Genomic DNA, 25,400 nt, shown 5'->3' on the forward strand with positions numbered 1-25,400 from the left:
TGTCAAACCTCCACAGATTCTACCGGTATGGGATAACTGCCGCTGAAACAAGCATCGCAGAAGAAAGGATAGCTCTTTTGCAAAGCATCCCGCATCCCTTCCCGACTGACATAATTCAGGCTGTCAGCCCCGATAAATTCACGGATTTGATCAGTATCCATATTGTTGGCGATGAGCTCTTCCCGCCGGGAAGTATCTATACCGTAATAGCAGGGGTATTTGGTAGGGGGTGAAGCCACCGCCATATGCACTTCGCTGGCACCTGCATTCCGCAGCATCTGTACTATTTGCTTGCTGGTAGTACCCCGCACTATGGAATCGTCGACCATGATTATCCGCTTGCCCCGCACTACTTCTTCAATGGCATTCAGTTTTAATTGCACCCCCAGTTCCCGCATCTGCTGAGTGGGTTGAATAAAGGTGCGCCCCACATAACGATTTTTCATCAGACCCTCTTCAAAAGGCAAGCCGGACTCTTCCGCATATCCCAGAGCTGCCGAGGTTCCGGAGTCAGGCACAGAAATAACCAAATCCGCATCGATTCCGCATTCCCGGGCCAGCTGACGACCCACGCTGCGCCGGGCCTGGTAAACGTTTATACCATCAATGGTGCTGTCAGGGCGGGCAAAATAGATGTATTCGAAAACGCAGTGGGCCTCGCGGGGGGAATTAATGACCTGCTGCGACCGCATACCCTCCTTATCAATTACGATAATCTCGCCTGGGTTTACATCTCTTACAAAATCTGCCCCAATGGTATCCAAAGCGGCCGATTCCGAAGAGAGAACGTAGTTGCCATTCAATTTGCCGATACACATAGGTCTTATCCCCATTTGGTCACGAACGCCGACTAACCGATCCTCGGTCATTATAACCAGGGCAAAAGCTCCTTTCATGTCTATCATGCACTTGGCCAGGGCGTCCTCCATCTTATCCTGGGAGTAGCGGGCCAATAAATTGGCTACTATTTCGGTATCGGTTGTAGTTTGAAAAACCGAGCCATAAGTGGCCAGGCGTCTTTTTAATTCCACCGTGTTTACCAGATTGCCATTATGGGCCAAGGCAACCATCCCATTAAGATAATGAAAAACCAGCGGCTGTGAGTTTACCAGTCCGCTTTCTCCGGTAGTGGAATAACGTACATGGCCAATGGCGACGTGCCCCTTCAAACTTTCCAGGTGTTTGGCCCTGATTACCTCTGATACCAGCCCCACACCCTTGTACAGATTTATCCTGTGGCCGTCGGAAACTGCTATCCCCGCACTTTCCTGCCCCCGGTGCTGCAGAGCATACAGCCCGTAAAAGGTGGTGCGGGCGGCGTCGATATCGGTCTCCGGGTCGTTTAAAAAGATACCGAACACACCACATTCATCTTTGAATTTATCCTTTATTTCATGTAGCATTCTATGGCCTCCCCCCATATTTTACTGGCTTGCTGCAGATTCAGCCGGATTACTTGGTTTTCTGCGCGCTTAAAAACCATGTCTTCACCCTTCACTTTCCCCAGCACCTGAATTCCGATGCCGTGTTTGCCGGCTTTCGCCTTTATAACTTCCATCTGGTCATCTTTAAAACTTATAACCGCTCTGCCCGGAGCCTCAGAAAATAGTATTCCATCCAGGCGTTGGTCATTAACAGCCAGTCGCATCTCAAAACCTTTCTTCCCTTTCAGGGCTGATTCAGCCAAGGCAACGGCCAGCCCGCCATCGGATATGTCATGGCAGGAATGCAGCATCCCCTCCTGATTAAGCTCCAGCAAAAGGTCAATCAGCCGCTTCTCTTCATCCAAGTCAGCAACCGGTACGGCTCCGCTTTCTATTCCATGACAACTGTACAGGTACTCGCTGCCTCCCAGTTCATCACGCCAGCGGCCCAGCATTACTATGAGGTCGCCTTCCTGCTTGAAGCCCATGTCACAGCGATGCTCTATATCGTTCAAGAGGCCTACCATACCTATTACCGGAGTGGGATAAATAGCCCCGGCGGCAGTTTCATTGTACAGGCTGACATTGCCGCTTACCACCGGCGTATCCAGCACCCTGGCTGCTTCTGCCATCCCTCGGACAGCATTTTTCATCTGCCAGTAGATATGCGGTTTTTCCGGGCTGCCAAAGTTTAAACAGTTGGTCAGAGCCAGCGGTCGGGCGCCCACACAGGCCAGATTGCGGGCTGCCTCACAAACGGTTAAAATCCCCCCCTGATAAGGATCCAGATAAACCAGGCGGCTGTTGCCATCAGTGGTCATAGCCACTCCCTTCCTAGTACCTTTCACCCGCAGCACCGCCGCATCGCCATCTCCTGGAACTACAGCGGTATTGGTCATTACCTGGTAATCGTACTGGGTGTAAACCCATCTCTTGCTGGCTATGCTGGGCGTGCCCAGCAGTTGCTCCAGCGCCTCCTGGCAGTTATATAATGGCAGCGAATTGGCATCAAAATTCCTGGCTTCCCGGTAATAGGGCGGTTCCTCACCTTCCCGGACATACACCGGGCAACCCCCGGTCAAGGCCTCTACCGGTACCTCGCCTGCCAGCCGCTCTCCCTCCAACACCCTGAACATGCCGCTGTCGGTTACCTGCCCGATAACGGCGGCATCCAGTCCCCATTTAGCAAATATCTCCTTTATTCTCTGTTCTTTACCCTGCCGGGGCACGATCAGCATTCTCTCCTGGGACTCGGAGATCATGACCTCATAAGGAGTCATCCCTTTTTCCCGGCGCGGGACCTTGAGTACGTCAACTTCCACACCCATACCCTTTTTGCCGGCGGTTTCAGCTATGGAACTGGTCAGCCCCGCTGCTCCCAGGTCCTGCATCCCGGCTACCAGGTCTTCCTTGATAAGCTCCAGGCAAGCCTCAATCAAGAGCTTCTCCATAAAGGGGTCCCCCACCTGAACGGATGGCCGTTTCTCCTGGGAACTTTCCGATAATTCTTCGGAGGCGAAGGTAGCACCGTGGATGCCGTCCCGGCCAGTCTTCGCCCCTACCATCATAATCGGGCTGCCGGCTTCACCGGCTACCGCCAGGGCTATTTCATCTATATTAACCAAACCCACACACATGGCATTGACCAGAGGATTCCCTTTATAACAGGGATGAAAATATACCTCTCCGGCAACCGTAGGTATGCCCAGGCAGTTGCCGTAACCGGCTATGCCTGCCACTACTCCGGAAAAGAGCTCCCTTACCCGGGGGTCGTCCAGTTCCCCGAATCGCAGGGAATTTAAAGAGGCAATGGGGCGCGCCCCCATGGTGAAGATATCCCTGACAATGCCTCCTACCCCGGTTGCCGCACCCTGGTAGGGCTCAATGGCCGAAGGATGGTTATGGCTTTCTATTTTAAAAACCAGGGCCTGACCATCGCCTATATCTACCACACCGGCGTTTTCCCCCGGGCCCTGAATCACCTGAGGCCCCTGGGTGGGGAAATGCTTTAACAAGGGGCGGGAATTCTTGTACCCGCAATGCTCGGACCACATGACCGCCCACATGCTCAGTTCCAGATAGTTGGGTTCCCGGCCCATGATTGCTTTTATCTGTTCGTACTCCTCTTCCAAAAGGCCCATCTCTTGGTAGCTCAGTTCCCTCATTCAGCCCCTCGCCCCCTTCAGCCAGTCTATCATGGAAGCAAATATCCGGTAGCCGTCACTCCCGCCCAGCACATGCTCGGCACACCTTTCCGGATGGGGCATCATACCCAGAACGTTGCCCTCCCGGTTGATTATGCCGGCAATATTGGCCAGGGAGCCGTTGGGATTATGCTCCTGGCTTTCTTCGCCTCCAGGGCCGCTGTAAGTGAATACTATCTGGTGATGGCGTTTAAGTTCCTCCAGGGTTGGGGGATCACAAAAATAATTGCCTTCGCCATGGGCCACCGGCACCCGTATCAGTTCACCCTCCTGAAGTTGATTGGTAAACGGGGTGTGGCTGTGTTTTACCTTCAGGTGTACGGTGTCACAGATAAAGCGCAGGCTTTTATTCCTAAGCATGGCCCCGGGCAACAGTCCCGCTTCCAGTAAAATCTGAAAACCATTGCAGATCCCCAATACCAGGCCACCCTGGCGGGCAAAATCCACCACCGCCGGCATAATAGGGGAGAACCGGGCTATAGCACCGGTCCGCAGGTAATCACCGTAGGAAAAACCCCCGGGCAGGATCAGAGCGTCACAGCCCTTGAGGTTCTCCTCTTTATGCCATATATAGTCCGCTTCCTGCCGCATCACATTCTTTACCACATGGTAACAATCGGCATCACAATTGGACCCGGGGAAGACGACAACAGCAAATTGCATGTCCTATTCACCCTCCAGCAGTTCCACCCGGAAGTTTTCAATAACCGGGTTGGCCAGGAGCTTATCGCTCATCTCCTGCAGTTCCCGGACCGCATTTTCCGGATTTGAGTTCTGCAGCCATACTTCGATATATTTACCCATACGAACCTCATCCACATTATCGTAGCCAAGTACATGGAGGGACTTCTTGACTGCCTCTCCCTGGGGATCAAGCACCCCTTTTTTCAGGGTGACATAAATGCTGGCCTTCATACTTTAAATTCCTCCCTGGCATGCTATTGTTTGAGTAAAACCCTTTCCAGCCTTCTCACCACTTCCCGGTAAGCTTCCCCTTCACCGCCCAGGTCGCGGCGGAAACGGTCCTTGTCCAGTTTCTCCAGGCTGTCTTTATCCCATAGCCGGCAGCTATCGGGTGAGATTTCATCCCCCAGGAGGATTTCCCCCTGGGAAACACCGAACTCCAGCTTAAAATCGACCAGGATGATCCCGGCCCTATCGAAAAGCTCGCTTAGAACCGTATTTATCTGTAATGCCCGGCTATAAATATCTTCCAGTTGTTCGGAACTGGCCCAGCCCAGAACCCGGGCATAAAAATCATTCACCATGGGATCGTGCAGACTATCGTCCTTGTAATAAAGCTCGATGATGGGACTTTCAAGTACTTCGCCTTCTTCCCGCCCCAGGCGCTGCGCCATGCTCCCGGCTATACGATTGCGCACCACTACTTCCAGAGGTATCATCGCCAGCTTTTTTACCCGAACCTGACGTTCATCAATTTCCTCCACCAGATGGGTCTTAATGCCATGGCTTTCCAGCATCCGGTATAAGAGACAGGCGATGCGCTTGTTCATTATACCCTTGTCCTTGATAACCGCGCGTTTAGCCCCATCAAAAGCTGTGGCTTCATCCTTATAGGTCATACGAACCACTTCAGGATTATCGGTGGCAAATACCTGTTTGGCTTTCCCTTCATAGAGAAGTTCACCCCGCTGCATGCAAGCCCCTCCTGTCTTTATTCTTCCAGTCCGCAACGTCTGAATATGTAGTCCACATTGGCGGTGTATAAGCCCAGATCAAACACCTGTTCCAGTTCATCCGGCGTAATCAACTGCATTATTTCCGAGTCATCCAATATCAGTTGCTTGAAATCGAGACGCTCCCGCCAGCTGCGCATGGCATTACGCTGTACCAGGCGGTAGGCTTCCTCCCGCAACAGGCCTTTGCCCAGCAGGGCCAGCATCAATTCCTGGGAAAAAACCAGCCCCCGGGTTCGGTTAATATTCTCCAACATGTTGTCTTCGTATATCAATAGACCGGATACCACAGCCGTAAATTTTTCCAGCATGTAGTCCAAAAGTATACAACTGTCGGCTATAATGACCCGCTCCACCGAGGAATGGGTAAGGTCCCGCTCATGCCAGAGGGCTACGTCTTCCAGGGCCGCCACCGCATTACCCCGAATTACCCGGGCCAGCCCGGCTACCCTTTCACTCATCATGGGATTGCGCTTATGGGGCATGGCGGAAGAGCCTTTCTGTCCCTGGCGGAAGGGTTCCTCCACCTCCAGGATTTCAGTACGCTGCAGATTTCGAATCTCGGTGGCCATCTTTTCCAGCGAACCGGCTATTACCGCCAGAGTGGTTATAAACTGGGCGTGGCGGTCGCGCTGGATTATCTGGGTGGAAACCGGACAGGACCTGAGCCCCAATTGGCTGCAGACGTATTCTTCCACCCGGGGATCAAGGTGAGCAAAATTGCCCATCGCCCCGGAGATGGCGCCATAGGCTATCACCTCCCGGGCTTGTTTTAATCTTTCCGTATCCCGGGCCAGCTCGTCATACCACAAGGCCATTTTTAACCCAAATGTAGTGGGTTCCCCGTGAACCCCGTGAGACCGTCCCATATTCAAAGTATATTTGTATTTCCTGGCTTTATCGCCCACCTTTGCCCTCAGGATTTGAAGCCGGTCAAGAATTATACCGGCCGAGTCCCGCATCTGCAATGCCAGGCCGGTGTCCAGAATATCCGATGAAGTCATGCCCATGTGAATGTACCTGGATTCTTTGCCCACATTTTCAGCCACCGCAGTTAAAAAGGCTATAACATCATGATGCACCTCGGCCTCGATCTCCCGGCAGCGCTCCCGGTCAAAACGGGCTCTGCTTTTTATTATTGCAACTGCCTCCGCCGGAATCTTCCCCAGACGAGCCCACCCCTCACAGGCTGCAATCTCAATCCGAAGCCAGTTGTTTAGTTTGGTTTCCTCCGACCAGATCCTGCCCATCGCGGGAAGGGTGTAGCGTTCTATCATTAGCGGGCCTCCTTATCCTTAAGGTAAGCTTTACCGCCTATTTCTTTCAGTTTTTTATCTTTTTCCAGAACTTCGTCCGCCATGCGGGAACGGTATTCCTGCATGCGCGACTGCAAACTCCCATCGCTGAGGCCCAGAATCTGCAGGGCCAGCAGAGCCGCGTTGGCACTGCCGTTTATGGCCACGGTAGCCACCGGAATGCCCCGGGGCATCTGTACTATGGAATAAAGCGAGTCTACTCCGGAAAGGGTGCTGGTTTTAATGGGTACCCCGATTACCGGCAAAATGGTATAGGCGGCAATGACTCCGGGAAGGTGGGCTGCTCCCCCGGCACCGGCGATGATGACTTTTATCCCCCGGTCAAACGCTGTAGCTGCGTAACCGGCAGTCTGTTCCGGCAAGCGGTGAGCAGAGCAGATAGTCATTTCGCAATCCACTCCGAATTTGTCCAGCATATCAGCGGCTTCTTGCATAATACTCAGGTCAGAATCACTACCCATGATAATTCCTACCGCAGGCATTTTAACTCCTCCTTGATTTACTTTTCTTATAATTCCCGTTTCCGGCGTTTAATTTGTATCCGGATACCAGGGATTGCTTAAAAGCAAAGGAAATACTAAAAGCCCGGGCGGGAAGGTTTCCTAACCGAAACCTCTCCGCCTGGGCTTTTATCCCTATACGGTGTAGTGCTTAAAAGCACCTGTGCCACTTGGACCAGTCCATGTCATGCATGCGGAACCCTAGACACACTTTCGTGTTTCTGCTATATATCATTACATCATGATATTAACAAAGCTTACTTGGCGTGTCAACTTGCGCAGGGGCTTTTTTACAGATTCTTCCCTCTATTCTTCCAGCTGCCGATTCACCCAGCGGGCAACCTGGCGAGAGTAGAGAAATTCCAGATGGTTTATGGGCAGGGTGTCCTTGGCCTTTAACGCCGCTCCCCTTCGAGCCAGCCCGTCGGTATAGAGCACGCTCTCCAGAAAAACCAGCCCATCGCCGGGTCCGCTTTCATCTCCGGGGAAGATATTAAAGGAGTTATTATTACCGGCTAAAACATAAAAATCTATCTCCGGCTGCAGTCCAACCGCATCCAGCCGCTCCACCAGCCCGCCCCCGTCAGCTATAGCCTGATCAATGCCCCGGGAATGGCTTAGCAAACCGGAGCCGCCATAATAGGTGCTCCACCAATCCTGCTGCAGCATATCCAGTTTATATACATCATCCCAACGGTAAAGGAGCTGACACTGTCCGGGGAAGGAGCCATCACGGTATATGGAGCGACGGCTCACATCCACCATGCTGCCCAGGGAAAAAACCTTATCCCAGGCCAGCACCCCGTTAGAGCCGGATATGTATATGAGATAGTTGCATAGTGAATTACGGAAGGGAAAATCAATGCCCATATTGGGGGTGCCCAGCATCAGATAACGGCGCACGTCACCCCGGTAGGGAGTTTCGCTTAAACCGGAAAGATAAATGCGGGCCGCTGTCCCCCCCTTGCTATAGGCCAGTAAGTCAACCTGTTCGGTTCCGGTCAATTCCCTAATCCGGGTAATGGCTGCAGCCAACTGCTCCGCCTGGATAAAATTGTCCCCGTGCGTGTGAGAAAAGGTGACGGCAAACACCCGGTACCCCAGTTCCAGCAATTGCTGCTGTAAACCCTCGTAACCCATGGCATAAAGGTCGGTAAAGGAATTGGCATCCAGGCCCGCTCCCGGCACCAGCAGAGCCGGCACCCGGTGCTGGTTGCTCTGCCAGCCCGGTGCACAATGCAGCAGGTATTTATCCGCAGCGGGAGCAGCGGAATTAAACCGGTCGACGATATCCAAATCCAGATGCTCATTCTGAGGACAATGAGGTTCATCCTTGCCCTTCAAGCTTGTCACCTGCTGCAGTTCCACCCGGTCCCAGAAGCGGCTGCTCCCCTTATACTTTACCCCTACATTCAAAAACATGTCCCGGGACAAGCGCCGGTAAAAATCATTGCCGGCAGTGCTCATGAAATTGACCAGAGCCGGATATGAAGCAATCAAATCAAGCATCGATTTTTCTCCCATTTTTTTGACTGTTCTATCAATTCAATTATAGCAATCCATATATTGTTACCCAAGCCATAAAAAAACTCCCGCTAAGGCGGGAGGGGGTCTACAATTCTTGTAACCGGGACTTCAGCCGGTTAAGCTCTTCAAACAGCAATTGAGCTTCATTACGGATTTCTTCATCATCCAGAGAGGTCAAGAACTCAAAATTCGTTTCTTTTTCCAGCTCATCCAACTGGGCCAATAAATCATCAGCCAGGTATTTGATCAGGTCATCCACCGCTTCTCCTCCTTTTTTTCTACGGTCAGGAAGATAGGAATTAATTCCCTTGATAAGGGTATTCCGATTATATGACCGGTTAAGCGCCGAACTTATACTGGGTATGCTCACAGGTAAATATCTCCAAGCGTTGTTTTCACTGATTTTTGCCCGGAATACGTTATTTTATACCCGTTTTATATACTAATTGCTATATATTCAGTGATAGTAAATTTTATGATATGGCGTAATAATAGTTGAACAACGCTTATAATTATAAAAAATGCTAGTGAAAGGATGGTAGGAGATGAAAGTAAAGAGCAGCCTTCTGGTCTTTATACTGAGCCTGTTGCTGGCAGTAACAGCACTGGGCGGGTGTAAAACTGCCAGCCAGGGTGACCCCAATACTAATAAAGACCCCGGGGCTAATCAGCCTCGGCCAGCCACCGTTGAAGTAACATTGTTTTTCAGCGACGATCAGGCTGAATACCTGGTGCCGGAGAAACGTAACCTGACCGTTAAAGAAGGAGCCAGCGATGAGCTTCTGGCCGGCAATATAGTCAAGGAACTCATAGCCGGCCCCAAGAACAAAGACCTGCAGCCTACGATTCCGGCTGAAAGTAAACTTTTATCCCTGAAGATTAGTGAGGGGATTGCCAGCGTAAACTTCAGCGACGAAATTAAAAGCAAACACCCGGGCGGAAGTGCGGGAGAAACCATGACCATGTATTCGCTTATAAATTCTTTGACCGAAATTAATTCCATCGACAAGGTGCAGCTATTGATTGAAGGCAAGAAAGTGGAAACCCTGGCCGGTCACCTGGATACTTCAGGACCTCTGGAAAGAAATGAGGATATAATCAAGAAATAGACGCTGATGGGCCAGGCCGTTAACCTGTTCACTTATGGCTATGAGGCAGCAGGCTAACGGCTTGGTCCCCTGTATTTTTGGCGGATAATAGAGGATTTTTTATTTTATAAAGGGAATATAGTAGCCATGGAGAAGCTTAATCCGTTAAACCTTATTTTGAAGAGGTGGATTAATGACAAAAACTGATTTCCAGGTTATATTCTGGGGAGTAAGGGGATCGATTCCCGTACCTGGTTACGATACCCTGAAATACGGGGGCAATACCTCCTGTGTTCAAGTACAGATTAGGAATCGCCTGTTTATTTTTGATGCCGGCAGCGGGATATACAGTTTGGGACGCGAGTTGGTCAAAAGCGGCCAAAAGCTTAGCGGCGATATTTTTATCACCCACACCCACTGGGATCACATCCAGGGATTTCCCTTCTTTTCCCCGGCCTTTGTCAAGGGTAACCATTTCCGTCTTTATGGTCAGAGCAAGATAGATACCACCTTCGCCGAACTGATGGCCGGGCAAATGACATACCAGCATTTCCCCGTAAGCCTCGAACAAATGGGGGCTGAATTTGACTTCCGCGAGCTTGACAGCGGTGTTCACCTTGAGCTGGGAGATGGAATCAGCCTTAACACCATAATTAATAACCACCCCAACGGCGGTCTATCCTATCGTCTGGATTATCAGGGGCGCTCCTGCTGTTATGTCACTGACACCGAGCATTATCCCGAGATTAATGAGGAGCTATGCCGGTTTGTGCATAACTCTGACCTGGTTATCTATGACACCCATTTCACTGATGACGAATATCACCGTTACGTCGGTTGGGGGCACTCCACCTGGCAGGAGGGAATAAAGCTGGTCGAAGCTGCAGGCGCCAAGCGGCTGGTACTTTTCCATCATGCCAATTTCCGCAGTGACAGCGAAATGGAAGAGATTGAAAAACAGGCCCAGGCCCGTATGAGCAACTGTGTTGCCGCACGCGAAGGAATGGTGATTGATCTTTGAAAATTTACACCCCGGAAATTCTGGAACAGGTAGAGGATATTATCAGTATAGGAATTGCACTTTCCGCGGAGAAAGACAGGAACCGACTTTTAGAGATGATTGTCAGTGAAGCCCGGCGAATAACCAATGCTGATGCCGGGACCCTATACCTCTGTGAGGGCGATTGCCTCAGCTTTAAGATTATGCAGAATGAGAGCATGAATACCTTTCGGGGCGGGCAGGGCGATCCGATTGACCTTCCCCCGGTTCCCATCAGGATGGAAAATGTCTCCGCCTATGTGGCCATTACGAGAAAAAGCGTAAATATCTCCAATGTATATCAGGCTGAGGAATTTGATTTTTCCGGTCCCCGCAAGTTTGATGAGGCTACCGGTTATAAAACCCTTTCCATGCTGGTTATTCCCTTGGAAAACCATGAAGGCACGGTAATTGGGGTGCTCCAGCTCATAAATGCCCGCGATGTAAACGGGGAGCTGATCCCCTTTGCTAAATACTTTGAACATGTTATCAGCTCACTCGCCTCCCAGGCTGCTATCTTTCTTACCAATATGCAATTATTAGACGATATCGAGAATCTGTTTAATTCCTTCGTTGAGGTTATGGCCACGGCTATAGATTCGCGGACACCCTATAACGCCAATCACACCCGACGGGTGGCCCTGCTGGCGGGAGAACTGGCCCGAGCCATCAATCAGGAACAGGTAAATAGCGGCGAACACCCCTCCTTTGATGCAGACCGGATTGCTCAACTGGTTATGGCCGGGTGGCTGCACGATATCGGCAAGATTGCTACACCGCTGGAAGTTATGGATAAGGCCACCCGCATTGAGCATCAGTTAGAGCTGGTTATGCAGCGCTTTGACTACATCTATGCCGCCCGGAAGGCAGAATATCTGGAAAAAAAGCTGCTGTTGGACAAAACCGAAGAACTGGAGCAGTTGGACAAGTGCTGGCAAATGGAACAGGATTATCTTAAGGAGTCCCGGGAACTGGTCTTAAAGTGTGATAATCCCTCCACTTTCGTGGATTCCGAATTAAAAGAAAAAATACAGGAAATAGCATCCCGAACTTATCTTGATAGAGACGGCGCGCAAAAACCATGGTTAAAGGAAGAGGAGCTAACCGCCTTAAGTGTATCCAAAGGCACCCTGACTGATACAGAACGCCGCATTATGGAAGACCATGTAGTGGTAACCGCCAGGATGCTGGACAAAATACCATTTACCCGTAAGTTAAAAGATGTCCCCTATTTTGCCTCCATCCACCATGAGCACCTGAACGGGAAAGGCTATCCCAAAGGGCTTAAGGGAGGGGAGATTCCCGTGGAGGGCCGCATACTGGCCCTGGTCGATGTCTTCGATGCCCTGACCGCCGATGACCGCCCTTACAAAAAGGCCATGCCTCTGGAACAAGCGCTAAAAATCCTGGGGTTCATGGTCAGGGACGGGCAGCTTGACGGAGGTCTGCTGGATATCTTCAGCAGAAACAAGGTATGGGAAAGAATCGAAGGTTAGCATGGTCGGCCATAATTTCGGCCTCACGTTCCTCCGTCAATAAACTTCTCAAATATTCAGGCCCTTGCCGCTATGAATAGCTTTCCCCCGGCAGTTTTGCCGACGATGATTTAGCGAAGCTTAGCTTCCCACTCATCCTGCCTGAAGCCGACCAGCACGAAGCCGCCGCCCACCAGGATAGGTCGCTTGACCAGCATGCCGTCCGTGGCAAGCAGGGCCAACTGCTCGTCCTCGCTCATGGCGGGGAGTTTATCCTTGAGGGCCAGGGCCTTATACTGCAGGCCGCTGGTATTGAAGAAACGCTTCAGCGGCAATCCGCTGGCTGCGTGCCACTGCCGCAGCTCCGCCTCTGACGGGTTTTCCAGCTTGATGTCGCGGAAAGTATAGGCGACACCGATTTGATCCAGCCATACCTGCGCCTTCCGGCAGGTGGCGCATTTCGGATAACAGATGAACAGCATGAGATTTCCTCCTTATCTATGCTGATGGTAGAACGCCTTGAGCCCGGCCTTCACCTCCGGATCGAGGCTGTGCCAGCGCACACCCCGAATCGCACCTTCCAGCGCCGACAGGCGCATGAGGCAGGCGGAGGGGTCGAAGGCCAGGATACGAAGCCACGCCTCGCGGCTGCCGACCTGTTTCAGTTCCTCCACCGTATCGATTCCGGCCTCATGGAGCTGACGCTCCAGCTCGCGGCCGATGTTCGGCAGGCTTTGCAGTTCTCCCATAGTTACGCCTCCTCAATCAGTCCTTCCAATTCCACCATTTCAGTTTTTCCGGGTCGTGACGCTCGCTGGAAGCATAGTAAACAGCGCAGCGGTAAACATAGAGTACGCACCGGTCAAGCTTCACACCGCATTCCAAACAATCGCGCAAATACATTTCCTCCGGGTCGGCATTTTTGAGAGAGGCTATGGTAGGGTATCCCAGCCGGATTAAATCCTTTTCCGTCTTCTTGCCCACGCCGGGGATATTTTGAAGCTCGGTCCTTGGCATGGCAGCCACACTCCTTTGTTTACCTGAGGCGCGCTTTCTGCACTCCCGGCGTTATACATGATTTTGGCATCTGCAGCCCGGAACCGCTGCAGGCATTACCCGGCAGCATACGGCTTTTCCGCGAAACAATATCCTTAACTATTTTGCGGTTCCTCAAAGCTGACGGCACTACCGGCTTCGTGAAGATTCCTTCCGCGTCAGGGCGGCATCGTAGGCCGTCTTGGTTTTATCATCAAAGCAGACCATCGTGACCTCGCAGACAACCTTGGAACGCTCCAGAAATGCCAGTATTTCTTCCACAGCAATGGCGGCGGCCCGCTCCAGCGGGAATCGATACACACCGGTGCTGATGGAGGGAAAGGCCACGGTGCGGCAGCGGTTTTCCTCCGCCAGCCGCAGACAGCTGCGGTAGCAGGAGGCAAGCAGCGCAGGCTCGTTCTGATGACCGCCCCGCCAAATGGGGCCGGGCGTGTGAATCACATGCCTGGCCGGCAGATTGTACCCGGCGGTGATCTTCGCCCGGCCGGTTTCACAGCCGTGCAGCGTCCGGCACTCCTTAAGCAGCTCCGGTCCCGCCGCCCGGTGGATGGCGCCGTCCACACCGCCCCCGCCCAGCAGCGAGGTGTTGGCGGCGTTCACAATGGCATCCGCCGCCCAGGTCGTGATATCTCCTTTGATAATCTGAAAACTCAGCCTGACCGCCTCCTTAAATTCCGGCGATTTCCACAATGAACTCTTGCGACAGTCGACCGGCCAACCCTCCGATTTGCAGAATGCACATCGTGGCAGCGTTGCGGTAAATCTTGTCCGATGCAAAATTTTCATAGGTATTTCCAAAGCGGGCAACCGTCTGTTCGATCTCAAGGCAGTACGCAAGGATATGCGAGGTCTCTGTCAGCCTTTTCCGTAAATCTGCACCTCCTCGGATGCTATTTCCCTCTGGAAAGCTTCATCAAGGCTCTCTGTTGTGAGCAAATCAATAGGCACCTCGAAAGCTTCTTCCAAATCGGCATATAATCCGCCAAGGGCAAACAGTCCGCGAATACGGCCCTTGTCAATGCGAAAATCCAAATCGCTGCCCGGCCCCGCGTCCCCTCTGGCATAGGAGCCGAACAGGAACATCCGCTCAACGCCGTGGCGCTCTGCAATTTCACCCGCAACTTTTTTAATTTCATCAATAGTATACATCCGTTCCACAGACGTTTCACTCCGTTCCTTTAAATAAAGGATACCAAAATAATTTTAAACCCGCAATTCCCGCGCCTTGGCAATATTTAAGCCCTCTTCACTTCGCAAAATACAGCATAGAATAGCAGAGAAATTAGCGGTAAATAATTTAGGCATTCATATAACGCTCCTCCAGCAGTAGCAATAAGTATCAATTATCTATCAGCATATTTCCTGATTTATTCCATTTAAATCATTTTGGGGTACGGCTCTCAAGAATACTCAAAAATACCAAAGCCGGGCCCCCGTATGATTACAGGTTCCCGGCTTTTACTTTCTGCTCCCGTTCGGCCAATCTATCCAATTACTATAACAATTTTTTAAATTCAATAAACGGTACGTCCTTGGTACGCTTTTGGAAACAGAAAATCTGTAACCCTATTGAATACTAGGTTACAGGTTTTTTGTTTCTTACTCCCACTCAGCAAGCCTTAACTTTTGCTAAACATATTCGTTTAGTTTTTCCATGTTTTTTCCTATGATTTATGCACCTTTTTTCCATATTATCCGGCGCTTGCCGATTTTCTGTTATCAAAATGCTATCAGAAAAACTCCTCTATTCCGAGTTTTTCGCACACCTCTATTCGTCCAGCATCAGCTTCTTCTTTGAATTTCTGAGCTTGCGGATTTCCTCTCGTTCAATAGTCTGAATACTTTTTTCGGGCACAGGCAAATCTTCCGGAAGTGTGGCACCCATTTCAATAATCGCTTTACGAATTTTTTCACCGACCTCGTAATGGGTATTATTTGCAGCTTCCACCATAGAAACCTCATCCCGCTTCAGCTTTTCTTCGGTCTGCGAAATTCTGAACAGATTAGCAATCAGCTCTGTGCTGCCCATATAATCAAGGATTTTATCGTTTTTCTTCAAGCCTTTTTTCGTATGAATGTCTGAAACAGTCATGCCTCCGTACAGTCCCATATATCCGGCATTTTGGAAGATTGCAAATTCCTCATCGGTAAGTACTCCAGCATTATGCGCTGCTTCAGCAAGAAGCTGATTCCATTGTTTTATATTGCCGCGAACAACTAACCGCTTGTTGTTTTCGTCAAGCTGATTAAAGGCATCTTGGACCTCCTGGCGCCGTGTCTGTATGGCAAAATAAGTTTGACCTAGAGCGATGATTTCTTTTCGCGGACCGCCGCTTTGAACAATCAATAACAAGCATATCTTGTGAGTTTAAAATCGACGATTTGTTTTTTAGCATTTTTAGGCATCATTATCGTTTTCCTGACGTCAGGAAAATGATCAGAGACTGAAAATCCACTGTTCTTACATGCCAGAATTGCGCGATCAATTACCTTTTGGAAATTTTCCCATTTGCTATACTGCAATACTTCAGCAAGCTCACGATCATACCAAAATTCCGTTCCGTTTTCACGAATGTGCTTAATACTTTCAAATGATTTATATTCCTCGGCATTCAAATTTGACATGTTCAATCCTCCATATGATTGTTAAAAGACAGCTTCTCTATATTCAGTTGGTAGCACAAGCTTAAGGGAGGGTGGTCGGCTTTATAATGAAACATCACGATAGCCGCCTATAATTCCGATTGAGCCGTAATTTCCCGGATTGCCGTAATTGCCTACGTTGCCATAATTACCGCATGATCCAAAATTTACATTCAGATATGGCGAGGTCTTGTTGAACAAGAGCCTATTGCCTTGGACAATTTCTCCCAGATACTGTCCGTGCATATCAATCAGAATCTTCTCGTTTGAGAGGAAATGTCCGATGTTCTGCCCAGACGGATCATGGAGATGCCCATTAACTAAATTTGCGATATGATTACCTTTGCTATCAAAAAGATACTCCATAGTTGGTCTCCTTTCTAGTCCAAATTTCAATTCGTATCAGCGAAGTCACTTTGCGCTAGTTCATCCCTAACAAACATATCTGCGTCTGTGATATAATTCTCGGGAACAATGTTGAAGCGCCTCACATCAAGGAAATAGATATAATCGTTCTCGATGTGATATGTCTCGTCAATATATTTCGCAGGACATCATTCTTTTTCCGCAAACGCTCCCTTGCATCCTTGCTCTGCTCGGTATAAGCGCGGAGTATCAGCATTTTGATATAGGCTGATGCTTCCCTGCCGTATCTGCTCAACAGATTTTGAGCAGAGCATTGTTCAAGCACCGTCGCATAGTTAAATTCTGTGATAAAGCCTTTGATGTATTCGACACCCTCATTAACTTGTTCATCCATCAGTTTGATGTTACCGTCTGCATCTGAAGTTGGTTGCTTACGACCATGAATCAAACTTGATAGGATGTTATATGCGTTTGACTCCGTTTGCGGATTCTTAAATTGATGCTCAATAAACTTCCTCAGGCAACCGATTCTTGCAGCAATATCGATATTGCCATCCATTGCCAATTCTTTGAAAAGAACTACGGAGGACATCAAGTCGTCACCTTTTTGAATTGGTGTGCATTGGAGTTGTCCACCTACGTTTTCAAAATAGGTGGCACAGACCGATGTCGGGGTTTGTCTGCCAGAATTCGTCTGGATATAGTCGATAACCGGCTCAAAGTCATGCGTAAGCATCAAGACAGTTCTCTCATAGAGGCTGTTGCCACGTTCTCCGGTTTTGAAGAGCCTGTTTATGATAGCGTACTTCTTATTGCTGTCGAACGAAGATATTGGGTCATCGAGGATTATTAGCTTAGCATCGCTCCTTATAGCGTCAAACATAAAGAGTATCCTGATAATGCTTGGGGATTTGATTCAATCCGGTTCTTTCTAAACCTCCGCTTGATTTGAGCAAGGAAGTTAAGAATTGTTCCCACCGGACAAAAATAATTGCACCAGAAACGAAGCTGAGCCATAGAGACCACCAACACGCTAATCATAATGATCCATTGCGCTCTATTGCCATTACCGTCAAAGAAAACAGAAAATGGTTCATAACCAGTAATTCCAGCGTTATTGGCAATTAAAGCCAGCATGGCAGCCAGCCAGAGCATGGGCCAACGAAGTTTAGCTGCTTTATTCCTGATTCCATGAGATGGAGAGAAATTATATAAATTCAGGCTTTTATACGCTCCCTCCTGAACTGCCCCGAAAGGGCATAACCAACTGCAGTAAAAGTTTCTTCCCCAAATCGAGGTAATGACGACAATCCCGAGAACCAGAACATACCAGATCGGCCGCTCAATAAATATCGGCAGTTGTCCTGTCAGAAGATTGACGAAGTTACTGTAGGTTAGTGAATAATTATAAAATATAAAGGCTATCGAAACGGATAAAACAAGAACCCAGGGACGCAATTTTCTAAGATTACGGGCTGCACAAAAAATGGCTGACGCAACCAGACCAAGTACTACAATATCCTTCCAATTAAAATTAATATTATGACGGAGCAGAATCGTCATTCCCAGTTGTTCGTTGCCTATCTGGGCCCGTACCCTTTTGCACGGCAGTAATAATCGCTTTTCTTGTTATTGATGCTCCACTGACTGCGTCAACATCCGCTATACCATCGCTGATGTTTTTTTGGGCAATGGTATCCAGTATGCCTGTCTCTAATACTTTATTTATATACAAGGGTGTTTCGTAATGCTGTATGATGTTAACACTTTTGATCCGGCCGTTTTCCTGAATAATGGTCACGTTCATATTTCCGCCATAGCCTGAGGCATCGCCGATTACCCCATAGCCTATGAAATTTCCCCCTGCATCCCACAATTTATAACTCGGGTAGTCCCCGCTTAAATTTTCTACTTGGACTGCCAAAGGCTCTCCCTTTTTGATAAGGTTTAATGTATCCTGCTTGTCGGCAACATGCTGATAAATAAACGCACCAAAAAGCAGCATGAATCCTATGGCTATGATGATTCTTTGTGTTTGTTTAGTTTTACTCACTTAATTGTTCATCCTTAAGAATATTTTCCGGAAAGAATTCTTTAGTTCCTGATCGCTTGTTGCCGCCTGCTCGCACCAGTAACATAAATTTTTGCTATGATGGGCCGTGTTACACCCACAAGTCTGACAGGTCGTGGTTGGGTTATTGTAAATGTTCAAGACTTCAAAGGGTCTTCTTACCTTTTCCCTGTCCCTGCTTATGGCCTCCCGGGGACAAAACAACTGACAAATCCGGCAGTCCAGGCAGAACCCGCTGGTAAAATGATGATTGCAGGTTCCCTCTTTGACTGTGATCTGCAGGGTTCCGGAAGGACAGAAGCGACTGCACATCCCACAGTTCACACATTTATCACTAATTTTGATGGTCGGCCAGTAGGCTGGATTGGCGCTGTCTTTACTGCTCGTGTTTTGTTGAAACACTTCACCAAAACGCCGCTGCCAGCCCGGCAGACAGCTATTACGCATTTTTTTGTCGGGTTCCTCCGGGAATACGTTTGTCCCGACCGGAGCTTTACTACCCAGCTGTTGTCCTTTATTGATTAACGATACGAACAAATCACGCCGGGATGTGACTTTTAAGCCTGTTTCGATAGCCAACAGGCTTTTTTTGGTTTTGCCCTGACCGCTTTGATGGATATAGCTGAAGGAAGGGCTATGGCCTGAGGCGTCCAGCCATTCTGCAGCTATACTGACATTGTATTCCAGACGCGGGATGGTTTGGGCCATGGGACAGTCTTTACATTGATCCAGATGAATTTCTATTTCAGTTTTCAAGCCCGCTTCATACCAGGCCCCTTTGGAAACGGCGCTGAGGCAAGCGGGCAGTTGGACGGCTCCCCTGTTCTTATTTTTATCCATTTTGTACGGTGAGGTATGCCTACCACAGAAAAACTCGGTAATTTTCCATTCTTCGTCTTCAATATCCCGGATGATCGTGCTTTCATCCCACTGTTTGGAGCGAAAGACCTCGGTAGGGCAATCACTGAAACATAACCCGCAGCCGATGCATTTGTCTTTATTCAAATAAATACCACCGTTATGATAGACAATGGCAGCCGCCGGACAATGTCCCAGACAATGGCTGCACTCAACCCCTTGGTGCATCAGGTTTAAACATCTCTTCTCTTCAATCTCTACGTAAGAGCCTTTAGAAAATATCATGTCCTGCCTCCTCTTCAAGTCTGTGGATTTTAATTGAAGTCATGAAATTAGTTCATCGGCATGTCTTTACAGATAAATTCTTGAGAACACCTTGATTTGTCCATTTGTAGCCATTTCTGTTGGCAGACTAAGAAACATCGTCCAACAACGGTTATATTGTAGGCAGCTATAGTGCTTTGCTCTTCAGGTTAAAATATTTTACTTATAAGTCGGCAGCATTTCTTCCATAAAGATACTTCCGGTTTTACCCACGGCCCTAAAAAACGGATGCTTGCTCAAAATGGTGCAGCGACCGAAAAAATCTATTGCCCATTTTTGCAAATGTACATCGTAAAACTCTCTTATTTCCTCCTCTCTTCGCTCTGCCCCAGTCTGGTTGCCTTCCTGTAACGCTTTGGCTTTCTGCAGATAAAGAAACATCATAAACTCCATCTCTGTCGCCATATGGTCGCCGGGCTCATTGACTTCTTTGGAGCGAATCACTCCTGCTTTTTTATAACAGCGTTCCGCATCCATGGCCGCAGGGCTAATAAATAGCAATGGTTTTTCGCCTAACTCTTGTGGGTTAAAAAGAAATAACGATTCATAAATATCGATCTGGGATTTCTGAGGGTGCGTGAACAAACGAGTATACTCTTTCCGTAAATCAGACAAAAGTTCTTCCTGGTTTTTACTCTCCTGTTGAATTTGAGAAAATTCTGTTTTCAAATCTTCCTGCAAGTGAGCAGGAAATCCCAGCTCATCAAAAATGGCCAGAACATCCTCGGCCAAACTTCCATCCAGCAAACCTGCAGTAATTTCCCTGGTCGGCAGCTGCAGCGAAATAGCCAACAGCTGATACAGGTCCGATGCTGCGATTGCTGTTTGAATTCTCTGTTCAGTCGTATTTTGCATTGTTTCCTCCAAAATTGTTAATCTGCGGTTTTAAATTATTATACTACTAATTCCGTCAAGGTTCTGTCGTGGAAAATCATGACAAATTCAAATTTTAATTATATAAATATACGACCGACAGACCATAATCTGGCCTGCCGGTTGGAAAGTATCCGAATTATTTAATGTTACGCTTGTTCAACTTTTGCTCTAAAGCCGCTATTCTGCTCACCGATGTTTTGACCGGACTTTATCCCAAGACTGAGTTTATCCAACCCGATCATCACCAGCAGAGCACCCAAAGAAATAATGCCTACAGCTACGCCAATCTCTATCAGGGATGGTAAGTATATTCCTTCGCCACCACTGTATCCGGGAGGTCCCGCATAAGTAATCAGCGGATTTAAGAGCTGAGCCTGCAGAAGGTTGTATTTGATCATAAAGATAGCGAAAATGGATATCGCTGAACCTAAGACTAAACCACTTGTCTTTTTGCTGAATAGTAAGACCAGTCCCACTACGATAGCAACTATCTCTACCCAGAAGAATGGCGCTCCTTTTCCGCTAACCAGCCAATTGATGATCTCCGCTTCTTCCCCACTGCCGGCATACAGCCCGATGGCAGCCTCTCCGGGGACAACGAATAATTCGAAGAAAAGAAAGACAGCAGCCAGCTTACCGAGCTTACTGAGTTTATCCGCGCTGATGTGGATATATCCGCTTTTGTTCAGCACAGCAAAAATGATAACTAAGAGTGATAATGCAGCAACCAAAGCAGCTGCCAGGAAGGAGACAGGTTCGACCGGGTTGTTCCATAAGGGTCTTGCTACCTGCAGGGCGAAGACAAAGGATGTCACCATCACCAGGAGTCCGGCAACAAAAGATACGACCGAGATCACCTGTAAGGATTTCTCTTCTTTTTGCCCAGCATGTACCGCCATAAGTTGACGTGTGAAGAGAATTCCGATGATGACGTAGGCTCCAAGAATTAAAGTGTCCCAGAACATTGGTGAGGATATATTTGCTCTGGTGATGATATACCAGGCTCTTTCCGGGTTACCGATGTCCACGATGATGAAGAGTCCTGCGGCGACTACACTGCCGATGGCTCCGACAAAGGCGACGATCCTGGTATAGGGTTTATAATCCGCCATTGCTTGGAAGAGATAAGCTGAGGAAGCAAAGATCAGAGATCCGGCAGCGATGCCGGTAAAGATCATAAAACCGATAATGTAGAGTCCCCAGGTGTTATAGTTATTGAGGTTCGTCAGCTGCAGGCCTTGGGTGAGCTGCAGAAACCAGCAGACGAGGCCAACCACAGTCAGCAGGGCGAAAACAATAAACGCTGGTTGGGTAAATACTTGCTTTTGTGCTTTTTCACTCATATAATTCCACCCCTTTCCTATGTCAAATAGAAGATAGAAGGTTTGGTGCCCTTCTCTTCGAGCATTTTGACATAGTTGCGGCCTTTAATAGCCCGACTCACTTCACTGTTCGGATCATCCAAATCTCCCCAGTAACGGGCGCGACCGGGACAAAGCTCCATACAGGCAGGCTTTTCATTTCTGGCAATCCGGTTAACACAGAAAGTGCATTTCTCCACTACATTATATTGATGGACAGGCGCGTCAATATCTCCGACAGCATGGTCCACATAATATTCGGGCTTGTTCCAATTAAAACTTCGGGCGTTATAGGGGCAAGCCACCATACACATTCGGCAGCCGATGCACTTATCGTAGTCCTGAATAACGATTCCGTCTTCTTCTCTTTTATAAGTGGCACCCACCGGACAAGCTTTGGTGCAGGGCGGATTCTCACAATGCTGGCAATTCATCGGCAAATGCTGCATTTTGTTATTCGGATATGTCCCTGAAGCAGTATCCATGCTCTCTCCGCCTATTGTCATTACCTTGTTCCACCAGATCTTATTCGGCAGATTATTCGCCTGTTTACAGGCAACTGAGCAGGTATGACAACCCATACAATTCTCTAAATCTATCGCCATTCCGTAACGCATGTTCCATCCTCCCCTACGCCTTTTTCAGTTCAACAAGACAATCAAAAAAACTGTTGTTGGGAATTGCCATATTCATGACTCTTGATGTTAAATCGGAATAATGTCCATCTTTGAATTGATCCCATTCCCAGCCTTTCGGAACAATCAAAACTCCCGGGCGAGCGCCGGCATGAATCACTGCTTTTAACACTACATAGCCGCGATCGTTATAAACCCTGACATAATCCCCTTCGCTAACTCCACGAACTGCCGCATCCTGAGGGTTTATTTTGACAATGGGTTCAGGATATAATTCCAAAAGCCAGGGATTATGGCCAAATTGGGTGTGAACCTTCATCTTATTACGTTCGGTGGTGTAAATCAGGGGGTATTTGTCTGCCAGAGAATTTTTCTCATATCCGGCAACCGTTTCCGGCCAGGCTTCATGAGGCGGCTCAAAATAGGCCATCCTGATTTTATCGATGTCGAACTTGTCGTCCCAGACCACGCCGTTAAGGGGAGCCGGAGATTCAAGGTAAAATTCGATGCGGCGGGAAGGCGTATTAAACATACCATCTGCCCCATAGACATAGTCCTCAGGCATCCCGCGAAGTACTTTCTCTTGTTTCAGCTTTTCCCAGGTGACTCCAAAAGCTCTCGCTCCGTCTGTATCCAGCATGGTTTTAAAATGCTCCTCCCGGGTCTCGGTAAAGTGAGACTCCAATCCCATGCCTTTTGCCAGCAAATCTACAATCGCGTAATCATCCTTCGCTTCATAGAGTGGATCAATGGCTTGTTCCTGGTATATCATATAAGGTGAGTTTGCTCCATACACGAACTGTGTTTCAAACCAGTGCGTCACAGGCAAAATGATGTCGGCATAGCGGGTCGTGTCGGTCTCCTGAATATCGGCAACCACGACTAAATCCATCTTCCTGAGCGCCTCCAGCCACGCCTTTCTTTCTGTCTGATTGGCCAACGGATTATGTGCAAAAACATATAAGCTCTTAAGCTCAATGGGAGTACCGAAATATTGCTTCTCGTTCATAACATCAAGCAGCATCGGTGCTGGAATAGTCGGCCCAGGCGCGGCTTCAGGCGTGGCCAAAGCGGCAAAGTTCATAATCACGCCGGGTTGAGGCATCGTTGCACCGCAAAATGCACCGGCTTTCCCCATATTCCCGGTCACTGCTGCCAAAGCGGCGCAGCCATAATACCCAAAGAGTCCGTTCGTGTAATGATCTATTCCAAAAGCAGTAAAAATTGTAGAGGGGGCGTTCTTCGCATATAAGCGGACAACTTCCCTCAGATCCTCCACCGAAATATTGCAAAGCTCCGCCACTTTTTCCGGCGTCCATTGGGCACATCTTGCCAGCAATAAATCATAAGCCGTAGTAACCTGCACACCGTTGACCGTAAAGGAGCCGTGGATGACCGGGTCGGCGACGTCAACTTCCAAACCTGCTGCACCGTTTTTATCCATGACAATATAGCCATCCTGGGCATCTGCCGCCAACGGGCCTAAGTCACTGGATCGCAAGAACTTACCGTCTGAAGATTTCACAAGGAAAGGTGCAACAGTAGATTTTTTTAGAAAAGAGGTGTCTTCCCAGCCCTGTTCCAGTACAATATTAATCATTCCCATGGCTAAAGCAGCATCGGTCCCAGGCCGGATTGGAAGATGAAGATCCGCCTTACCGGCTGCAACCGTAAAATTCGGGTCTATGACTACGATCTTGGCACCGGCCTTTTTGGCCTCCACGATAAAATGCCATGACTGGACTTGAGCCTCGGAAGGATTCGCTCCCCAGATGAGAATGCAACGGGCATTAAGCAAATCGGCAGGCTCATTGCCATTGGTGCATAAGGACGATCCCGTCATTTGAGCGATACTTACCAGCCCATGCGTATCATAGGATGGGTCAATATTCGCCGCTCCCATGAGTCTTTGCAGCTTTGCGGGATAATTATCCAGATATAGGCCGATATTGCCGCTGCCTTGTGAGAAGGCAATTGCGTTCTTGCCGTGTGTCTGCTGGATATTTTTCCAGTTCGTGCAAATTTCTTCAATCGCTTCATCCCAGGTCAGCTGCTGCCACTGGCCGCTGCCGCGCTCACCCACACGCTTCATCGGATATTTGATTCGGTTCGCATTATAAATCCGCTGCAAATGGGTAATACCTTTTTGGCAAATCCTGTTATAACGAGGATCGGGCATTTCTCCCAGGGTTGTTTTCACGACTTTCCCATTTCTGACAGTGATTTTCAGTCGACATCCTCCGATACAATTGCCGCGACAAACTCCCGAAAAAAGCTTATCTTCACTTGCTTTTGAGGATTCCTCACTTTCTACTGCCAGTGCCTTCATAACCATGTTTCCCGGATTGGCTACCGTAACTCCGGTCACAGCAGCAGCTGCTGTTCCTTTAAGAAAACTTCTTCTGCCAAATGCCTTGCTGAAAAGATTCTCTCCTTTTTCGGGCATCGAATAAACCTCCCTTTTATTGTTCTGAGATTCTTCTTTTTGTGCCGTCTGCTTTCCATGTATCTGATCCATAACAAGCCAGAGTTGCTCATTTAAGTATTTCTTCTCTACGCCAAACCACGTTCCATCGTTTCTAAAACGCTGACTGTGACGCATCCCTTCCTCATCCATTAAAAAAACAGATTTCAGTTTTTTGTCCGCACCTAATACGTTAATTACCTTAAATATCGGTGAAGAATACGCAAAAATGTCAATGATGAGCAGGCATTCTTCCTCAAGGTTTGTTATTTCATGACAGAGTCTAGGCAGGTTCTTTGCACAGATAAAACGATATCCTCTTTGCGAAAGCAATCTTATTACCGCAAAGCGTAACTTATGGTCAGGTATAGAAATGATGATCAGCTTGGATACATTTGACACAAAAACATCTCCTTCGAATTGTGCGCGCCACAATACAGGTTTATTGTAATAAGCAGTTTTCGTTTTGTATGCCA

Annotated in this window: 28 protein-coding genes; 3 read left to right on the plus strand and 25 right to left on the minus strand. The window is 48.6% G+C overall.

Features of this window, described 5'->3' with window-relative positions:
* Nucleotides 1-2: 2 nt before the first annotated feature.
* From purF to ACU70B_RS11995, 9 genes are all read right to left on the minus strand, one after another.
* Complete coding sequence (purF, locus tag ACU70B_RS11955; RefSeq protein WP_447183750.1) at nucleotides 3-1,403, minus strand: amidophosphoribosyltransferase; 1,401 nt, start codon at nucleotides 1,401-1,403, stop codon at nucleotides 3-5.
* A complete protein-coding gene (gene purL, locus ACU70B_RS11960; protein ID WP_447183751.1) occupies nucleotides 1,388-3,589 on the minus strand; it encodes a phosphoribosylformylglycinamidine synthase subunit PurL in 2,202 nt (733 codons plus the stop codon). Before purL ends, purF begins: the two co-directional genes overlap by 16 nt.
* Complete coding sequence (gene purQ / locus ACU70B_RS11965) at nucleotides 3,590-4,291, minus strand: phosphoribosylformylglycinamidine synthase subunit PurQ (protein WP_447183752.1); 702 nt, start codon at nucleotides 4,289-4,291, stop codon at nucleotides 3,590-3,592.
* A gap of 3 nt (nucleotides 4,292-4,294) precedes the next feature.
* Nucleotides 4,295-4,543 carry a phosphoribosylformylglycinamidine synthase subunit PurS gene (purS, locus tag ACU70B_RS11970; protein ID WP_447183753.1) on the minus strand — a complete coding sequence of 83 codons (249 nt, stop codon included), beginning with the start codon at nucleotides 4,541-4,543 and terminating at the stop codon, nucleotides 4,295-4,297.
* A 23-nt stretch (nucleotides 4,544-4,566) separates the two neighbouring features.
* On the minus strand, nucleotides 4,567-5,286 hold the full coding sequence (purC, locus tag ACU70B_RS11975) for a phosphoribosylaminoimidazolesuccinocarboxamide synthase (protein WP_447183754.1): 720 nt from the start codon (nucleotides 5,284-5,286) through the stop codon (nucleotides 4,567-4,569).
* 17 nt (nucleotides 5,287-5,303) lie between these two features.
* A complete protein-coding gene (gene purB, locus ACU70B_RS11980) occupies nucleotides 5,304-6,602 on the minus strand; it encodes an adenylosuccinate lyase (RefSeq protein WP_447183755.1) in 1,299 nt (432 codons plus the stop codon).
* A complete protein-coding gene (gene purE, locus ACU70B_RS11985) occupies nucleotides 6,602-7,123 on the minus strand; it encodes a 5-(carboxyamino)imidazole ribonucleotide mutase (RefSeq protein WP_447183756.1) in 522 nt (173 codons plus the stop codon). The genes purB and purE overlap by 1 nt, the downstream gene beginning before the upstream one ends.
* 324 nt (nucleotides 7,124-7,447) lie before the next feature.
* Nucleotides 7,448-8,650: an esterase/lipase family protein gene (locus tag ACU70B_RS11990; RefSeq protein WP_447183757.1), complete on the minus strand. Its 1,203-nt coding sequence runs from the start codon at nucleotides 8,648-8,650 to the stop codon at nucleotides 7,448-7,450.
* 103 nt (nucleotides 8,651-8,753) lie between these two features.
* Nucleotides 8,754-9,038: a hypothetical protein gene (locus ACU70B_RS11995; protein WP_447183758.1), complete on the minus strand. Its 285-nt coding sequence runs from the start codon at nucleotides 9,036-9,038 to the stop codon at nucleotides 8,754-8,756.
* Between the two features lie 175 nt (nucleotides 9,039-9,213).
* Between ACU70B_RS11995 and ACU70B_RS12000 the strand changes: the two genes are divergently transcribed.
* The 3 genes from ACU70B_RS12000 (at nucleotide 9,214) to ACU70B_RS12010 (ending at nucleotide 12,291) form a co-directional block, all read left to right on the plus strand.
* Nucleotides 9,214-9,777 (plus strand): GerMN domain-containing protein, encoded by a 564-nt coding sequence (locus tag ACU70B_RS12000; protein WP_447183759.1) that lies wholly within the window; start codon nucleotides 9,214-9,216, stop codon nucleotides 9,775-9,777.
* 172 nt (nucleotides 9,778-9,949) lie between these two features.
* Entirely contained in the window at nucleotides 9,950-10,777 is an 828-nt protein-coding gene (locus tag ACU70B_RS12005) for an MBL fold metallo-hydrolase (protein ID WP_447183760.1), read from the plus strand.
* Nucleotides 10,774-12,291 carry an HD domain-containing phosphohydrolase gene (locus ACU70B_RS12010; RefSeq protein WP_447183761.1) on the plus strand — a complete coding sequence of 506 codons (1,518 nt, stop codon included), beginning with the start codon at nucleotides 10,774-10,776 and terminating at the stop codon, nucleotides 12,289-12,291. Before ACU70B_RS12005 ends, ACU70B_RS12010 begins: the two co-directional genes overlap by 4 nt.
* Before the next feature lie 110 nt (nucleotides 12,292-12,401).
* On the opposite strand, the gene ACU70B_RS12015 is transcribed toward ACU70B_RS12010, so the two are convergent.
* From ACU70B_RS12015 to ACU70B_RS12090, 16 genes are all read right to left on the minus strand, one after another.
* Complete coding sequence (locus ACU70B_RS12015; RefSeq protein WP_447183762.1) at nucleotides 12,402-12,752, minus strand: arsenate reductase family protein; 351 nt, start codon at nucleotides 12,750-12,752, stop codon at nucleotides 12,402-12,404.
* 12 nt (nucleotides 12,753-12,764) lie between these two features.
* Nucleotides 12,765-13,019, minus strand: a complete 255-nt coding sequence (locus ACU70B_RS12020) for a TfoX/Sxy family protein (RefSeq protein ID WP_447183763.1) — start codon at nucleotides 13,017-13,019, stop codon at nucleotides 12,765-12,767.
* Nucleotides 13,020-13,035: 16 nt separating this feature from the next.
* Nucleotides 13,036-13,287 (minus strand): helix-hairpin-helix domain-containing protein, encoded by a 252-nt coding sequence (locus ACU70B_RS12025; protein ID WP_447183764.1) that lies wholly within the window; start codon nucleotides 13,285-13,287, stop codon nucleotides 13,036-13,038.
* Between the two features lie 168 nt (nucleotides 13,288-13,455).
* Nucleotides 13,456-13,980, minus strand: a complete 525-nt coding sequence (locus tag ACU70B_RS12030; RefSeq protein ID WP_447185769.1) for an O-acetyl-ADP-ribose deacetylase — start codon at nucleotides 13,978-13,980, stop codon at nucleotides 13,456-13,458.
* Nucleotides 13,981-14,181: 201 nt separating this feature from the next.
* Nucleotides 14,182-14,475, minus strand: coding sequence for a nucleotidyltransferase family protein (locus tag ACU70B_RS12035; RefSeq protein WP_447185770.1), 294 nt, complete (start codon nucleotides 14,473-14,475; stop codon nucleotides 14,182-14,184).
* 619 nt (nucleotides 14,476-15,094) lie between these two features.
* Nucleotides 15,095-15,673, minus strand: coding sequence for a DNA damage-inducible protein D (dinD, locus tag ACU70B_RS12040; protein WP_447183765.1), 579 nt, complete (start codon nucleotides 15,671-15,673; stop codon nucleotides 15,095-15,097).
* On the minus strand, nucleotides 15,670-15,951 hold the full coding sequence (locus tag ACU70B_RS12045) for a BRO family protein (protein ID WP_447183766.1): 282 nt from the start codon (nucleotides 15,949-15,951) through the stop codon (nucleotides 15,670-15,672). Before ACU70B_RS12045 ends, dinD begins: the two co-directional genes overlap by 4 nt.
* Before the next feature lie 81 nt (nucleotides 15,952-16,032).
* Nucleotides 16,033-16,335, minus strand: coding sequence for a hypothetical protein (locus tag ACU70B_RS12050; RefSeq protein ID WP_447183767.1), 303 nt, complete (start codon nucleotides 16,333-16,335; stop codon nucleotides 16,033-16,035).
* A 121-nt stretch (nucleotides 16,336-16,456) separates the two neighbouring features.
* Entirely contained in the window at nucleotides 16,457-17,218 is a 762-nt protein-coding gene (locus tag ACU70B_RS12055; RefSeq protein ID WP_447183768.1) for a P-loop NTPase family protein, read from the minus strand.
* A complete protein-coding gene (locus ACU70B_RS12060; RefSeq protein WP_447183769.1) occupies nucleotides 17,203-17,898 on the minus strand; it encodes a 4Fe-4S binding protein in 696 nt (231 codons plus the stop codon). The genes ACU70B_RS12055 and ACU70B_RS12060 overlap by 16 nt, the downstream gene beginning before the upstream one ends.
* Nucleotides 17,876-18,388, minus strand: coding sequence for an FMN-binding protein (locus tag ACU70B_RS12065; protein ID WP_447183770.1), 513 nt, complete (start codon nucleotides 18,386-18,388; stop codon nucleotides 17,876-17,878). The genes ACU70B_RS12060 and ACU70B_RS12065 overlap by 23 nt, the downstream gene beginning before the upstream one ends.
* Nucleotides 18,389-19,549, minus strand: a complete 1,161-nt coding sequence (locus ACU70B_RS12070) for a 4Fe-4S binding protein (protein WP_447183771.1) — start codon at nucleotides 19,547-19,549, stop codon at nucleotides 18,389-18,391. It abuts the gene before it with no gap.
* A gap of 198 nt (nucleotides 19,550-19,747) precedes the next feature.
* Nucleotides 19,748-20,455, minus strand: coding sequence for a TorD/DmsD family molecular chaperone (locus tag ACU70B_RS12075; protein ID WP_447183772.1), 708 nt, complete (start codon nucleotides 20,453-20,455; stop codon nucleotides 19,748-19,750).
* Nucleotides 20,456-20,610: 155 nt separating this feature from the next.
* Nucleotides 20,611-21,807 (minus strand): NrfD/PsrC family molybdoenzyme membrane anchor subunit, encoded by a 1,197-nt coding sequence (gene nrfD, locus ACU70B_RS12080; RefSeq protein ID WP_447183773.1) that lies wholly within the window; start codon nucleotides 21,805-21,807, stop codon nucleotides 20,611-20,613.
* Nucleotides 21,808-21,824: 17 nt separating this feature from the next.
* Nucleotides 21,825-22,442 (minus strand): 4Fe-4S dicluster domain-containing protein, encoded by a 618-nt coding sequence (locus ACU70B_RS12085; RefSeq protein ID WP_447183774.1) that lies wholly within the window; start codon nucleotides 22,440-22,442, stop codon nucleotides 21,825-21,827.
* Between the two features lie 13 nt (nucleotides 22,443-22,455).
* Complete coding sequence (locus tag ACU70B_RS12090) at nucleotides 22,456-25,326, minus strand: molybdopterin-containing oxidoreductase family protein (RefSeq protein ID WP_447183775.1); 2,871 nt, start codon at nucleotides 25,324-25,326, stop codon at nucleotides 22,456-22,458.
* Between the last annotated feature and the right edge of the window lie 74 nt (nucleotides 25,327-25,400).

Source organism: Syntrophomonas curvata, assembly GCF_052976825.1.